Genomic DNA, 13,700 nt, shown 5'->3' on the forward strand with positions numbered 1-13,700 from the left:
TCCTCCGGACGAGTGAGCACCGCTCATCCACGGTAGCGCCCGCCCTCACGCTGCGTCGACCGGTCGACCGGACGGAGCCGACCGGTCGACAGGACGAGGCCACCTGTCCGGACGACGCTGCCGCCTGTCCGGACGACGACGGGCCGGGGAGCGTGTGCTCCCCGGCCCGTCGTCGTTCTGGGGTGGAGGTGCCGGGAATCGAACCCGGGTCCTCCGATCAGCAATCAGGACTTCTCCGTGCGCAGTCCGCGTCGTCTCTGCTCGGATCCACCGGTCCTGCGGACGGGCCGGTGTGACGATCCCAGTCACTGTGCGGTGTCCCGACGGGCTCCGTGACCGAGCCCGCCGGTGGAGTCATCTAGCTGATGCCGGCGACCGGGCCGATGACGAACCCGGGCCGACAGACTTCCCTACTCGCTGTCAGGCAGCGAGCTGGAAGTCGCGCTGAGAACTCTCGGCGCTTATATCTTTGCGACGGATGGTTAACGAGATCATCGTCGCCTTCCTCGGCACGCTTCTCCTGATGAACCACTCGGAGTCGAAACCAGTCACCCCCTCGGCGCCCGCGGGTGCGGACGGCCATCGATGATAACGCGGACGCGCGTCCGCTTCATCCCGTCCCCAGCAGCCGGGCCGGGGTGTCGTGCAGGACCGCGCGCAGGAACGGCGCCCCGAGGCGGTCGTCGGCCGCGGCCCAGCCGGCGATCGCGGCGAGCTGCTGGTGGTAGGCGTAGGGGATGTTCGGGAAGTCGGTGCCGAGCACGACGCGGTCGGCGACGTCGACCAGCCGCGCGGGCCAGTCGGCGGGCACCGGCGCGAACGACTCCGTGAACGGCGTCCCGACCATCGTGGTGTCGAGGTGCACGTTGGCGAAGCGGTCGAGCAGCCGCAGCGTCGTGTCGTACTCCGGCAGGCCGGCGTGGGCGATCACCGCGGTGAGCCGGGGGTGGCGCTCGAGCACCTCGGCGAAGACGTCCATCCCGGTCCAGGTGCCCTGGCGCGGTCCGTCGCCGCAGTGGGTGATCACGGGCACGCCCGCGTCGGCGATCAGCCCCCAGGCGGCGTCGAGCAGCGGGTCGCGCGGGTCGTAGTCGCCGACCTGCACGTGCGCCTTGACCGCCCGCGCACCCGCGGCGAGCGCGTCGCCGAGGTAGCTCGCCACCGACTCCTCGGGGTAGAGGGTCGCGGTCGGCACCGCCTCGGGCACCTCCGCGGCCCACTCCAGCGACCACGACGTCAGCCACGCCGCCATGCCCGGCTTGTGGGGGTAGACCAGCGGTGCGAACGTCCGCACCCCGAACCCGCGCAGCAGGTCCAGGCGCGTCTGCTCGGGCTCGCGGTAGTGGATCGGCCAGGCCATCCCGTAGTTCTGCTCGGCCTGGTCGAAGAACGCCCAGACCTTCTGCAGCATCCGGTCGGGCAGGAAGTGGACGTGGATGTCCACCAGCCCCTCGACGCCGGTCGCCGCCACCCAGGCGGGCACGTCGGCGTCGTCCACCGGCGGGGTCGCCAGCGGATCGCGCGCGGGGCTCACCACCCCTTGATCCGCCGCCCCACGACCCGCTCGGCCTCGCGCTTCGCGTCGCGCTCGGCCATCGCCTCGCGCTTGTCGTGCTTGGCCTTGCCGCGCGCCAGGGCGAGCTCGACCTTGCACAGGCCGCCGCTGAAGTACAGCGAGAGCGGCACGAGCGTCAGCCCGGTCTCGCGGGTCTTGCCGACGAGCCGGGCGATCTCGGAGCGGTGCAGCAGCAGCTTGCGCGCGCGCCGCGGCTCGTGGTTGGTCCAGGAGCCGAAGTCGTACTCCTGGATGTGCAGGCCGCGCAGCCACACCTCGCCGTCGGTGACGATGGCGAAGGCGTCGTTCAGCGACACGTGCCCGGCGCGCAGGCTCTTCACCTCGGTGCCCTGCAGCGCGATGCCGGCCTCGTAGACGTCGAGGATCTGGTAGTCGTACTTGGCCTTGCGGTTGGTCGCGACGATCTTGCGTCGCTCCTCGGGACGGTTGCTGCTGGCCTTCGCCGGCGCCGACGTCGTCTTCGCCACCTCAGCACCTCCCTCTCGCCTACGACCTGACGTAGAGCCTCAACGTCACGTACCCGGTGGCCGTGGCGATCACCGCGCCCACCACCACCAGTACCGGTCCAACGTAACCGAGCACGTCGGTCATCCCGATCGGCGGGATCGTGTTGGCCAGGAGCCGTCCGGACAGCAGGTTGTCGAGGAAGAAGACCTTGCCGGCGACCAGCCCGGCGGTGGCGAGCACCGCCCCGACCACGCCGGTGACCACCGCCTCGATGAGGAACGGCACCTGCGTGTACCACCGGGTGGCGCCGACCAGGCGCATGATCCCGACCTCGGTGCGGCGGGTGAACGCCGAGAGCTGGATGGTGTTGGAGATCAGGAGCACGGCGGCGAGGGCCTGCACGATCGCCAGCCCGAACGTCGCGTTGCGCACGCTGCCGAGGAACGAGAAGAGGTCGGCGACGGTGCTGCGCTGGTCGACGACGTTGCGGACGCCCGGCCGGCCGGTGAACCGGTCGACGATCTCCGTGCCGCGCAGCGGGTCGTCCATCGTCACGCGCAGCGTCGCGGGCAGGCTCTGCGGGCGCACCAGCTGCAGGATCGACTGGCCGGCGTAGATCCGCTGGAACCGTGTGAACGCCGCCTCGCGGCTCTCGTACTCGACCGACGCGACCAGCGGGTCCGCCTCGAGCTCCGCGCGCAGGTCACGGCACACCGGGCTCGAGCAGTCCGGGTCCTCGGCGCTGGTCGGCTCGTCGAGGGCGACCTGGACGGCGATGAGCGAGTAGTAGAGGTCCTCGGTGCGGTCGATCGTGCGCACGGCGAGCAGCCCGGCGCCGAGCAGGCCCAGCGAGATCGCGGTCGTGATGACCATCGCGAGGGTCATCGTCAGGTTGCGCCGCAGCCCGACGAGGGCCTCGCGCCACACGAAGAGCATCTAGCGGGCCACCCCGTAGACCCCGCGGTGGTCGTCGCGCGCCAGCCGGCCCGACGACAGCTCCACCACCCGGCGCCGCGCGCTGTCGACGATCTGCCGGTCGTGGGTCGCCATGAGCACCGTCGTGCCGGTCCGGTTGATCCGCTCGAGCAGCGTCATGATCCCGGTGGCCGTCTCCGGGTCGAGGTTGCCCGTGGGCTCGTCGGCCAGCAGCACCAGCGGCCGGTTGACGAACGCCCGCGCGATCGCCACCCGCTGCGCCTCGCCGCCCGAGAGCTCCGAGGGCATCCGGTCGGCCTTGCCGCCGAGGTCGACCATGTCGAGCACCTCGGGGACCACGGTGCGGATGGTGTGCCGCGGCTTGCCGATCACCTCGAGGGCGAAGGCGACGTTCTCGGCGACGGTCTTGTTCGGCAGCAGCCGGAAGTCCTGGAACACGCAGCCCATGCGCTGGCGCAGGCGCGGCACGCGGCGGCGGGCGAGGCGGCCGACGTTCCAGTTGGCGACCCACACCGTGCCCCGGCTCGGGACGTCCTCGCGCAGCAGGAGCCGCAGCAGCGTCGACTTGCCCGACCCGGAGGGCCCGATGAGGAAGACGAACTCGCCCCGCTCGACGTCCATGGTCACGTCGTCGAGGGCCGGCCGCGTCGACGTCGCGTAGACCTTCGAGACGTTCTCCAGCCGGATCACGGCCCGGGATGCTACTGAGGGGTGTCGATCTCCCCGACGCCGCTCCCGCCGGCGCGCCGGCTACGCGGCGGCTTCGTTCTGCTTGCGCCAGCGGATGCCCGCGTCGAGGAAGTCGTCGATGAACCCGTCGAGCACCTGGCTGGTCTGCGACGTCTCCTGGTTGGTCCGCAGGTCCTTGACCATCTGGTAGGGGTGCAGCACGTAGGACCGCATCTGGTTGCCCCAGCTCGAGCCGGAGTCCTTCAGCGAGTCCAGCAGCGCGCGCTCCTCCTGCCGGCGGCGCTCCAGCAGCTTGGCCTGCAGCACGCTCATGGCCGTGGCCTTGTTCTGCAGCTGGCTGCGCTCGTTCTGGCAGGACACGACGATGCCCGTGGGCAGGTGGGTGATGCGCACCGCGGAGTCGGTGGTGTTGACGCCCTGCCCGCCGGGGCCCGACGAGCGGTAGACGTCGACGCGCAGGTCCTTCTCGTCGATGTCGACGTGGTCGCTCTGCTCGACGACCGGGGCGACCTCGACGCCGGCGAAGCTCGTCTGGCGCCGGCCCTGGTTGTCGAACGGCGAGATGCGCACGAGCCGGTGGGTGCCCTGCTCGACCGACAGCGTCCCGTACGCGAACGGCGCGGTGACCTTGAAGGTCGCCGACTTGATGCCGGCCTCCTCCGCGTACGAGGTGTCGTAGACCTCGGTCGGGTAGCCGTGCCGCTCGGCCCAGCGCAGGTACATGCGCATGAGCATCTCGGCGAAGTCGGCGGCGTCGACGCCGCCGGCCTCCGCCCGGACGGTGACCAGCGCGTCGCGCTCGTCGTACTCACCGGAGAGCAGCGTGCGGACCTCGAACGCGTCGACGTCGGCCTTGAGCGCGGAGCGCTCGCCGTCGGCCTCGGTGCGCAGCTCGGCGGCGTCGGCGCCGTCGGACTCGTCGGCCATCTCGTAGAGCGTGCCGAGGTCGTCGAGCCGCGAGCGCAGCGACTCGGCCCGCTTGAGGTCGGCCTGCTTGTGCGTGAACGCGCTGGTCAGCTTCTGCGCGGTCTCGACGTCGTCCCACAGGTCGGGGGCCGCGACCTGCTGCTCGAGCTCCGCCACCTCGCGCCGCAGACCCTCGAGGTCCATCGCCGCCTCGACGCTGTCCAGGGAGGCGGCGAGGTCCTTCAGCTCGGTCGCGGTCGCGTCGTCCACTCCCCCAGCGTAATCGCCCCGCGCCGCGCGCCTCCCACACGCCGCGTCCGCACCGGGCGCGGCCGGACCGTCAGGTCCCGACGACGAACGCCTCCCGCTCCTCCGCCGACCCCTCGCGCAGCGCGAGGACGGCGGCGAGCGTGATCAGGCAGACGATCACCATGTAGACCGAGACCGACAGCGAGGTGCCCGTCGCGCCGATGAGGGCCTGGGCCACGAGCGGGGCGAACCCGCCGCCGAGCACCGCGCCGACCGCGTAGGCGAACGAGGCGCCGCTGTAGCGCACGGGCGCGGGGAAGAGCTCGGCGTACGCGGCGGCCTGCGGGCCGTAGGTCAGGCCCAGCCCGACCCCGAGCACGGCCACCGCGAGCAGCATCCACGGCAGCGACGCGGTGTCCAGGAGCAGGAAGAACGGGAACGACCAGACGAGCAGCAGGATCGTCCCGACGAGGTAGACGCGGCGCCGGCCCACCCGGTCCGACCACGACCCGCTCCACACGATCGCCACGCCCCACACGACCGCGCCGGCGATGCCGACCGCGAGCATCGTCGAGCTCGGGAGCCCGAGGACCCGGGTGCCGTACGAGGTGATGAAGGCGATGAGCAGGTAACCGATCATGTTGTTCGCGATGAACAGCCCGATCGCGACGAGCAGCGCGCGCGGCTGGTCGCGCAGCACGGCGAGCATCGGTGCGGAGCGGCGGGCGCGCTGCTCGCGCAGCTGGGTGAACACCGGGCTCTCGTCGACCCGGGCGCGCACGAACAGCCCGACGAAGACCAGCACGATCGAGAGCAGGAACGGGATGCGCCAGCCCCACGCCAGGAACTGCTCGCGGCTGGTCGAGGTCGAGACCAGGAGGAACACGAGGTTGGCGAGGACCAGGCCGATCGGCACGCCGACCTGCGGGTAGGTGCCGAAGAAGCCGCGGCGGCCCGGCGGGGCGTGCTCGACGGCCATGAGCGCCGCGCCGCCCCACTCGCCGCCGGCCGAGAGGCCCTGCAGCAGGCGCAGCACCAGCAGCAGGATCGGGGCGGCCACACCGATCGCCGCGTAGGTCGGCAGGAGGCCGACGCCGACCGTCGACAACCCCATGATCAACAGGGTGGCGACGAGCATGCCCTTGCGCCCGAGCCTGTCGCCGAGGTGGCCCGCGACCACCCCGCCGAGCGGGCGAGCGATGAAGCTGACGCCGATGGTCGCGAACGAGGCCAGCAGCGCCGTGCTGGGGTCGAGCGCGGTGAAGAACAGCTGGCTGAACACCAGCCCGGCCGCGCTGGCGTAGATGAAGAAGTCGTACCACTCGATGGTGGTGCCGACGAGGCTCGCCAGCGCCACCCGCCGCACGGCGGCCGGGCTCGGCTCGTCGCGTCCGGTGCCCCGACGGCTCGGCGGGCTCTGCGTCATCGCGGGCCTCCTGTGGTGATCACCGGTGTGGGTGTGCCGGGACCGTAGCCAGCAGCCCCGACACCGGGGAAGGGATCAGACCGAGGCGACCGGCTCGTAGCGGCTGAAGCGGCGCGTGAAGCTCGCCGTCCCCGAGGTCAGCGCCCGCAGGTCCACCGGGTAGCGCAGCAGCGCCTGCTCGGGCACCTCCGCGCGCACCAGGGTGGTGCCGGGCGCGCCCGGCTCGGTGCCCACCACGCGGCCGTGCCGGGAGGCGAGGTCGCCGAGCACCGCGCCGAGCTGGGCGTCGTCGACGGTGACCTCGACCTCGTAGAGCCGCTCCATGACCACCGTGCCCGCGGCCGCGACCGCCTCCTTGATCGCGAGCGACCCCGCGGTCTGGAACGCCTGGTCCGACGAGTCGACGCTGTGGGCCTTGCCGTCCACGAGCGTCACGCGCACGTCCACCACCGGCCGCCCGGGCGTCACGCCCGCCTCGAGCTGGGCGCGCACGCCCTTCTCCACGCCCGGGATGTAGGCGCGCGGGATGACCCCGCCGACGATCCGGTCGACGAACTCGACGCCCGACCCGCGCGGCAGCGGCTCGATCTCGATCCGGCACACGGCGAACTGCCCGTGCCCGCCGGACTGCTTGACGTGGCGCCCCAGCCCCGTCGCGGGCCCGGCGACCGTCTCGCGCTCGGGGACGGCGACGTCGGTGACCTCGACGCTCGCCCCGGACGCCCGCAGGCGCGCGAGGACGACGTCGGCGTGCGCCTCGCCGGTGCACCACAGCACGATCTGGTGGGTGTCCTCGTTGCGCTCGACGCGCAGCGTGGTCTCGGTGGCGGCGAGCCGGGCGAGCCCGCGGGCCATCGCGTCCTGGGCCGAGCGGTCGGCCGCGGTCACCGCCACCGGCAGCAGCGCCTCGGGCAGCTCCCAGCCGTCGAGGCCGACGGGGTCCTCGGCGGCGGACAGCGTGTCGCCGGTGGCCACCGGGCCGAGCCGGGTCAGCGCGCACAGGTCGCCCGCCACGCACCACGGCACCTCGCGCAGCGTGGCCCCCAGCGGGGCGTAGACCCGGTTGACGCGCACGGTCTCGGCGCCGGCGCGCACCTCGGGACCGGCCTGACCGGCCTGGTCGCTGTCGTGGGCGCCGTCGCGCGGGGCGGGGATGCGCAGCGGGTCGGCGCACACCGTCAGCGCGGTGTCGGGGCGCAGCCGGCCGGAGAACACGCGCACGAGCGAGACGCGGCTGCCCTGGGCGTCGGTCCCGGTGTGCACGACCTCGGCGACCAGCGGGCCGTCGGGGTCGGGGTCGACGGGGGCGTGCCCGGCGCCGTCGGGGGCGTGCGCGGGCAGCGGCGGGTGGGCGGTCGGGGGCGGGACGGCGTCGACGACGAGGTCGAGCAGGGCGTCCAGGCCGGCGCCGGTCGGGGCGCACACCCCGGCCACGGGCACGAGGGCGCGGCGCGCGACGGCCGTCGCCAGGTCGGCGCGCAGGGCGTCGAGCGCCACCGCGTCGCCGCCGATCCAGGACTCGAGCAGGGCCTCGTCCTCGCTCTGCTCGATGAGGGTCTCGACGAGCTCGCGGCGCAGGTCGTCGGGCTCGTCGGCGGTCGGGTCGTCGCCCGCCAGCAGCGGGTGCACGGTGACGGTGCCGTCGGCGTCGCGTCCCGACCGCGTCACGGGGACGAGCACCTCGCCCGACCCGGCGGCCACCTCGCGGCACGTGGCGAGCGCGGCGTCCACGTCGGCGCGGGCGTGGTCGAGGCGGCTGAGCACGAGCACGGCGGGCAGGTCCGCGCGGCGGCACTCGGCGAGCAGGGCCGAGGTCGGGGCGGCGACGCCGTCCGCGGCGTCCGCCGTCCCGACGACGAAGAGCACGGCGTCCGCGGCGCGCAGACCCGCGCGGACCTCGCCGAGGAAGTCGGGGCAGCCCGGGGTGTCGATCAAGTTGATCTTGATGCCGCGGTGGACCAGCGAGGCGACCGACGGGGCGACCGACCGCTGCTGGCGGCGGGCGTCCGGGTCGTGGTCGGTGACGGTGGTGCCCGCGGCGACCGAGCCGGCCCGCGGGATCGCGCCCGCGGCGGCCAGGAGCTCCTCGACCAGCGTCGTCTTGCCCGCCGCCATCGGTCCGACCACGGCGACCGAGCGCACGGCGGCCGGATCGTCCGGCGCGAGCTCCTCCGCACGCCCGCCCCGACCTCTCCGGACGTTGTCGGCCTTCCCCATGACGACCACCTCGCAGATCCCGACCCGTCGTCGCGTCGACACCCTCAGTCCACCGGAGTGACCGAGATCACGACAAGGGGTCGGGGCGGACGAGCTGTCAGACCTGGGCCACGCCGCCGTCGACGGCGAGCACCGAGCCGTTGACGTAGCTGGAGGCGTCCGAGGCCAGGAACACCGCGGCGGCCGCCATCTCCTCCGGGGTGCCGTGGCGACCCAGGGGGATCACCTCCTCGGCCTGCGCACGGACCTCCGCCGGGACGAGGTCGAGCAGCCCCGGTGTCGGCACCATGCCCGGCGCGAGGACGTTGACGCGGAAGCCGTACCGCCGCGAGCTGTGGGCCCAGCCGCGGACGAGGTTGTGCACCGCGGCCTTCGTCGCCCCGTAGACCTCGAGGCCCCGCTGGGGGCGCGTCGCGGCGGTCGAGCCGGTCACGATCACCGAGGCCCCCTCCCGCAGCAGCGGCAGCGCCCCCTGGACCGTGAACACCGTGCCCTTGACGTTGGTGGCGAACTGGGCGTCGACCTGCTCCTCGGTGACCTCGCCGAACGCGGCGTCGATGCCGATCCCGGCGTTGGCGACGACGACGTCCACGTACCCGGCCTGCTCGCGCACGGTCCGGTAGAGGGCGTCGAGGTCGGCGGGCACGGCGACGTCGCAGACCACGGCGGTCACGTCCTCGCCGAGCTCGGCGACCGCCGCGTCGAGCGCCTCCTTGCGGCGGCCGGTGATGACCACCGTCGCCCCCTCGTCGCGGAAGGCGCGCGCGATGGCGAGCCCGATCCCGCTGCTGCCCCCGGTGACCACCGCGACCTTGCCCGCGAGGACGGCCATGCCGCCCACCTCCTCATGTTGTTGACCGATCCGTCCAGAACACCCTCGCCGATCTGGACCGATCGGTCAACATCTCGGCGCCGAGTTCTGGCCTGTCGGGTCCAGAACTCGTACGGTCAGGGGGTGCCACGCCCCCGGGAGTTCGACGAGGAGCGCGTCGTCCTCGCCGTCCGCGACGCGTTCTGGGACAAGGGCTACGCGGCGACGTCGATGGACGACCTGCTGCGCGTGAGCGGGCTGGGCAAGGGCAGCCTCTACGGCGCCTTCGGCGACAAGCACCGGCTCTTCCTGCGGGTCCTGCGCGACTACGACGACGCGAACCTGCGCGGGCTGCGCGAGCGTCTGGCGTTCGCCGCGCGGGGGATCGACCTGGTGCGCGACTTCCTGCTCGGCGTGGCCGACGACCCGACCGGCGCCGCCCCGCGCCGCGGCTGCCTGCTGGCCAACAGCACCGCCGAGCTCGCCACCAGCACCCCGGACGTCGCGGCCGAGGCCCGCCGCAGCTACGACGCCATCACCGCGATCCTCACCGAGGCGCTCGAGCGCGCCCAGCGCGAGGGCGACGTCGACCCGGACGCCGACGCCGCAGAGATCGCCCGGGCGGTCCTCGCCGCCCAGCTCGGGCTCGTGGCGCTCGGCCGCACCGGGATGGACCTCGCGGCGCTCACCACGGTGGCGCGGTCGGCCCTGGCGTGGTTGCTGCCGACGCCGGCGCCGCGCTAGTCGATCGTGAGGGCCGCCAGCCGCTCGCGGTGCTCGTCGGCCGAGCCGAACAGCGGCGCGCGGCGGCGCGCGCGCTTGTAGAAGAAGTGCGCCTCGTGCTCCCAGGTGAAGCCGATGCCGCCGAAGAACTGGATCATCGCGCCGGTGGCGGCCCACGCCGCGTCCGACGCCTTGGCCTTCGCCACGGCCACGGCGATGTCCGTGGCCGGGTCGCCCGTCTCGCCCGAGTCCAGCGCGTGCGCGGCGAAGAGCACGGCGTGCTCGGCCATGGTCACGCCCACGTGCAGGTCGGCCATCGTGTGCTTGATCGCCTGGAACGACCCGACCGGCACGCCGAACTGCTTGCGGTCGCGGTCGTAGTCGACGGTGCGGGTGAGCGCCTCGCGGGCGACGCCGACGAGGTCCGCCGCGGTGAGCACGGCGCCCCGGGCGGTCACCGCGCCGACGGCCTCGCCGCCGGAGAGCGTCCCGCCGGACAGGAGCTCGCCCGGGGTGTCGGCGAGCTCGACCGCGCCGACGCGGGCCGTGCCGTCGTAGGTCCGCTGGTCGCGCACGGACAGGCCCTGGGCGCCGGCCTCGACGAGGTAGAGCCCGGGCGCGCCCTCGGCGTCGGTGGCGGCGACGACGAACAGCCCGGCGACGCCCGGGTAGTCGACGGGCGACGCGGTGCCGGAGAGCCGCTCGCCCGAGGCGTCGACGGTGATGCCGCGCCCGCTGCGCCCGTCCCACGACCCCGCCTCGCCGCGCAGCGCGACGGTGCCGACGGTCTCGCCCGCGGCGAGGGCCGGCAGCCAGGCGGCCTGCTGGGCGGGGGAACCGGCGAGGCGCAGGGCCTCGGCGGCGAGCACGGTGGTGGTCCAGGGGCCGGGCGCGACGGCGGCGCCGAGCTCGCGCGCCACGACCTGCGCGTCGAGCAGCCCGAGGCCCAGGCCGTCGTGCTCCTCGGGCACGAGCACGGCGAGGGCGCCCTGGTCGGCGAGGCCCTTCCACAGCGTCAGCGGGTGGCCGTCGCCGTCGGGGTCCTCGACGACGGCGCGCACGGCGTCGAGGTCGAAGCGGTCGGCGACGAACTCGCGGACCGTGGCGGCGAACGCCTGCTGGTCGGAGGTCAGCGCGAAGAACACGGGCGGGGGCTCCTCTACCGTTCTCTACCGTGGCAGGCCGAGCACGCGCTCGGCGACGATGTTGCGCTGGACCTGGGACGAGCCGCCCCAGATGGTGACCGACCGCGACCACATGGCCTGCGCCTGGTACGGCGTGAGGTCGACGTCCGGGCGCGGGCGCTCGAGCGAGGCCTCGGGGCCGAGGACGTCGTCGAACGCCTCCCAGAGGTCCTGGAACGTCTCCGACCACTGCAGCTTGGTCATCGACGACTCGGAGCCCAGGTCCCGGCCCTGCTCGACCTGGGTGAGGATGTGCATCGCGTGGTAGCGCAGGCACTCGAGCTCGACCAGGCAGTTCGCCATCTTCTGGCGGGCCACCGGGTCGTCCGAGCGCCCGAAGCGGCGCATCTGCTCGACGATCTCGTCGTACTGGCGGCGGAACTCGGTGTACTGCCCGACGCCCGACGCGCCGCGCTCGAACGAGAGCAGCAGCATCGCCGTGCGCCAACCCTGGCCGATCTCCCCGAGGCAGTCCTTCACCGGGACGCGGGCGTCGGTGAAGAACACCTCGCCGAACTCGCTGGCCCCGCTCATCTGCTTGAGCGGGCGGGCCTCCACGCCCGGCTGGTCCATGTCGATGAGCATCATCGACAGGCCCTTGTGCCGCTCCGACCCGGGCTCGGTGCGCACGAGCGTGAAGATCTTGTCGCCGTGCATCGCGTTCGTGGTCCAGATCTTCTGACCGTTGACCACGAAGTCGTCCCCGTCGCGCACGCCGCGCGTCGCCACCGCCGCGAGGTCCGACCCCGCGCCGGGCTCGGAGAAGCCCTGGCACCAGATGACCTCGTTGCGCAGCATCGGCCCGATGATCTCGGACTTCTGCTCCGGCGTGCCGATGGCCATGACCGTCGGGGCGAGGAAGGTCAGGCCCAGGACGTTGACGGTCTGCGGGGCGTGCGCCCGCACCGTCTCCTCGTCGTAGATGGCCTTCATGCCGGGCGTGCCGCCGCGCCCGCCGTACTCCGTCGGCCACTGGATGCCGGAGAAGCCCGCGGCGGTCTTCGACGCCTCCCACTCGCGGCGCAGCCGGAACGACTCGTCGTCGTCGAGCGAGCGCCAGAAGCCGGGCTCGGCCCACTCCGGCGGGATGCTCCCCGCGAGCCAGTCCCGCAGCTCGGTGCGGAACTGCTCCTCCTCGGCGGTGTAGCTCAGGTCCACGGGCGTCACTCTGGCACGGGCCACCGACGCGCGCAGGCCCGGCTACCCACCGGTACGAGGGTCGGTCAGGGCGTGCAGCGCAGGACGCCGCGCTCGGCCTTGAGGGCCAGGATCCGCCGGGCGCTCTCGTCGATGCGCGCGGCGAAGGCGGGGTCGGCGGCCTCGTCGACCAGCGCCTCGACCATCGGCCCGACGTCGCCGGGCTCGATGGTCAGCACCTGGTCCCCGCCGGCGGCGACGAACCGCACCGCCCGCTGCCCCACCGGCACGTCGGCGACGGCCCGGGCGGCGCCGACGTCGTCGGTGGTGACGACGCCGTCGAAGCCGAGCAGGCCGCGCAGCAGGTCGGTGACGACGGGGCGGGAGAACAGGGCGCGCTCGTCGGGGTCGATGCGGGCGTAGACCGCCGAGGACATCATCACCACGGGCGCGCCCGCCTCGATGCCGGCGCGGAACGAGGCGAGCCCCGGGTCGTCCACGGTGGTCCGCGTGTCCGCGGCGTCGGCGAAGTCGGTGTTCTCGCGTACCCGCCCGAGGCCCGGGAAGTGTTTGAGGGTGCTGTCGACCCCGCCCGCGTCCATCCCCTCCACGAAGGCGGCCACCGCCCGCCCGACGCGCGCCGGGTCGGTGCCGAACCCGCGGTCGAGCGCCCCGACGGGCTCGTTCGCGTCGCCGAGCGCGGGGTCGACGACGTCGGCCACCGGCGCGAGGTCCAGCGTCACCCCGGCCTCGGCCATCTCACGGGCCCAGCCCTCGGCGTCGGACCGCAGGCCGGCGACGTCGCGGCCCTGCACCGACGCGGACGGGATCCGCGTGAACCCGGCGCCCTTGAGGTCCTGGACCTTGCCGCCCTCCTGGTCGGTCGCGATCGTCACCGGGACGGTCGCGGCCTCCTGCACCTCGGCCGTCGTCGCGGCGACCTGCGCGGCCGAGGCCTCGCCACCCGCGGCGTCGGTGAGGATCACCCCGCCCGCGCCGGCGGCCAGCGCCTCCCGCCCGCCCGCGGTCAGCCCGTCGGCCGGCACCCCGGCCATGACGAGCTGCGCGGCGCGCTGCCGGGTGTCGAGACGGTCGAGGGTGCCCTGCACGCAGCTCGCGGCGGGGTCCGGCGGGGCCGCCGCGGCACCCGTCGCCGACGGGGCGGCGGAGCGCCCGCCGGAGGCCGCGGCGGGCTCCGGCGCCGACGCCTGCTGCCCGCAGGCGGTGAGGGCCAGGGCGGTCGCGAGCGTCGCGGCGGCGGCGAGGACGGGGCGGCGTCGGGCTCCGGGCATCGTCACGGGATTGTGCCGGGCGACCCGGCGGGCACCTGGAGGGCCTCCGGGGTCCGCTCCGGGTCTGCCCCGGGGCCGCACTGGCTCTGCTCTGCTCGGCCGACGT

The 13,700-nt window shown here is 74.0% G+C and carries 12 protein-coding genes and 1 other RNA gene; 1 reads left to right on the forward strand and 12 read right to left on the reverse strand.

Annotated elements, in window-relative coordinates; translation table 11 throughout:
• Window positions 1–180: 180 nt before the first annotated feature.
• The 9 genes from ssrA to PH190_RS20780 all read right to left on the reverse strand — a co-directional run bounded on the left by ssrA (window position 181) and on the right by PH190_RS20780 (window position 9,279).
• Window positions 181–556: a transfer-messenger RNA gene (gene ssrA / locus PH190_RS20740) on the reverse strand.
• A 54-nt stretch (window positions 557–610) separates the two neighbouring features.
• Complete coding sequence (locus PH190_RS20745; RefSeq protein ID WP_420791686.1) at window positions 611–1,534, reverse strand: amidohydrolase family protein; 924 nt, start codon at window positions 1,532–1,534, stop codon at window positions 611–613.
• A complete protein-coding gene (smpB, locus tag PH190_RS20750; RefSeq protein ID WP_274233426.1) occupies window positions 1,531–2,043 on the reverse strand; it encodes an SsrA-binding protein SmpB in 513 nt (170 codons plus the stop codon). Before smpB ends, PH190_RS20745 begins: the two co-directional genes overlap by 4 nt.
• Before the next feature lie 19 nt (window positions 2,044–2,062).
• A complete protein-coding gene (gene ftsX, locus PH190_RS20755) occupies window positions 2,063–2,959 on the reverse strand; it encodes a permease-like cell division protein FtsX (protein WP_274233427.1) in 897 nt (298 codons plus the stop codon).
• Window positions 2,960–3,649: a cell division ATP-binding protein FtsE gene (ftsE, locus tag PH190_RS20760; protein WP_274233428.1), complete on the reverse strand. Its 690-nt coding sequence runs from the start codon at window positions 3,647–3,649 to the stop codon at window positions 2,960–2,962.
• A 60-nt stretch (window positions 3,650–3,709) separates the two neighbouring features.
• Window positions 3,710–4,825, reverse strand: coding sequence for a peptide chain release factor 2 (gene prfB, locus PH190_RS20765; protein ID WP_274233429.1), 1,116 nt, complete (start codon window positions 4,823–4,825; stop codon window positions 3,710–3,712).
• A 70-nt stretch (window positions 4,826–4,895) separates the two neighbouring features.
• A complete protein-coding gene (locus tag PH190_RS20770; RefSeq protein WP_274233430.1) occupies window positions 4,896–6,230 on the reverse strand; it encodes an MFS transporter in 1,335 nt (444 codons plus the stop codon).
• A 75-nt stretch (window positions 6,231–6,305) separates the two neighbouring features.
• Complete coding sequence (locus tag PH190_RS20775; protein WP_274233431.1) at window positions 6,306–8,447, reverse strand: elongation factor G; 2,142 nt, start codon at window positions 8,445–8,447, stop codon at window positions 6,306–6,308.
• Between the two features lie 97 nt (window positions 8,448–8,544).
• Entirely contained in the window at window positions 8,545–9,279 is a 735-nt protein-coding gene (locus PH190_RS20780) for an SDR family NAD(P)-dependent oxidoreductase (RefSeq protein WP_274233432.1), read from the reverse strand.
• Between the two features lie 123 nt (window positions 9,280–9,402).
• Between PH190_RS20780 and PH190_RS20785 the strand changes: the two genes are divergently transcribed.
• The gene (locus tag PH190_RS20785) at window positions 9,403–10,002 is read left to right on the forward strand and encodes a TetR/AcrR family transcriptional regulator (RefSeq protein ID WP_274233433.1); all 600 of its coding nucleotides are present in this window, start codon (window positions 9,403–9,405) and stop codon (window positions 10,000–10,002) included.
• On the opposite strand, the gene PH190_RS20790 is transcribed toward PH190_RS20785, so the two are convergent.
• The 3 genes from PH190_RS20790 to PH190_RS20800 all read right to left on the reverse strand — a co-directional run bounded on the left by PH190_RS20790 (window position 9,999) and on the right by PH190_RS20800 (window position 13,594).
• The gene (locus PH190_RS20790; RefSeq protein ID WP_274233434.1) at window positions 9,999–11,126 is read right to left on the reverse strand and encodes an acyl-CoA dehydrogenase family protein; all 1,128 of its coding nucleotides are present in this window, start codon (window positions 11,124–11,126) and stop codon (window positions 9,999–10,001) included. The two genes, PH190_RS20785 and PH190_RS20790, sit on opposite strands and share 4 nt — an antisense overlap.
• A 24-nt stretch (window positions 11,127–11,150) precedes the next feature.
• Window positions 11,151–12,323: an acyl-CoA dehydrogenase family protein gene (locus tag PH190_RS20795; RefSeq protein ID WP_274233435.1), complete on the reverse strand. Its 1,173-nt coding sequence runs from the start codon at window positions 12,321–12,323 to the stop codon at window positions 11,151–11,153.
• A gap of 65 nt (window positions 12,324–12,388) precedes the next feature.
• Window positions 12,389–13,594, reverse strand: coding sequence for a glycoside hydrolase family 3 N-terminal domain-containing protein (locus PH190_RS20800; protein WP_274233436.1), 1,206 nt, complete (start codon window positions 13,592–13,594; stop codon window positions 12,389–12,391).
• Window positions 13,595–13,700 lie beyond the last annotated feature (106 nt).

The sequence above is a fragment of the Actinomycetospora straminea genome, from assembly GCF_028737255.1.
GTDB classification, from domain to species: Bacteria; Actinomycetota; Actinomycetes; order Mycobacteriales; family Pseudonocardiaceae; genus Actinomycetospora; species Actinomycetospora straminea.

Excerpts from the sequence above, each read along its gene's own strand:
- ftsX (WP_274233427.1), bottom strand. The coding sequence starts at position 2,959 with ATGCTCTTCGTGTGGCGCGAGGCCCTCGTCGGGCTGCGGCGCAACCTG.
- PH190_RS20800 (WP_274233436.1), bottom strand. The coding sequence starts at position 13,594 with ATGCCCGGAGCCCGACGCCGCCCCGTCCTCGCCGCCGCCGCGACGCTC.
- PH190_RS20780 (WP_274233432.1), bottom strand. The coding sequence starts at position 9,279 with ATGGCCGTCCTCGCGGGCAAGGTCGCGGTGGTCACCGGGGGCAGCAGC.
- PH190_RS20775 (WP_274233431.1), bottom strand. The coding sequence starts at position 8,447 with ATGGGGAAGGCCGACAACGTCCGGAGAGGTCGGGGCGGGCGTGCGGAG.
- PH190_RS20770 (WP_274233430.1), bottom strand. The coding sequence starts at position 6,230 with ATGACGCAGAGCCCGCCGAGCCGTCGGGGCACCGGACGCGACGAGCCG.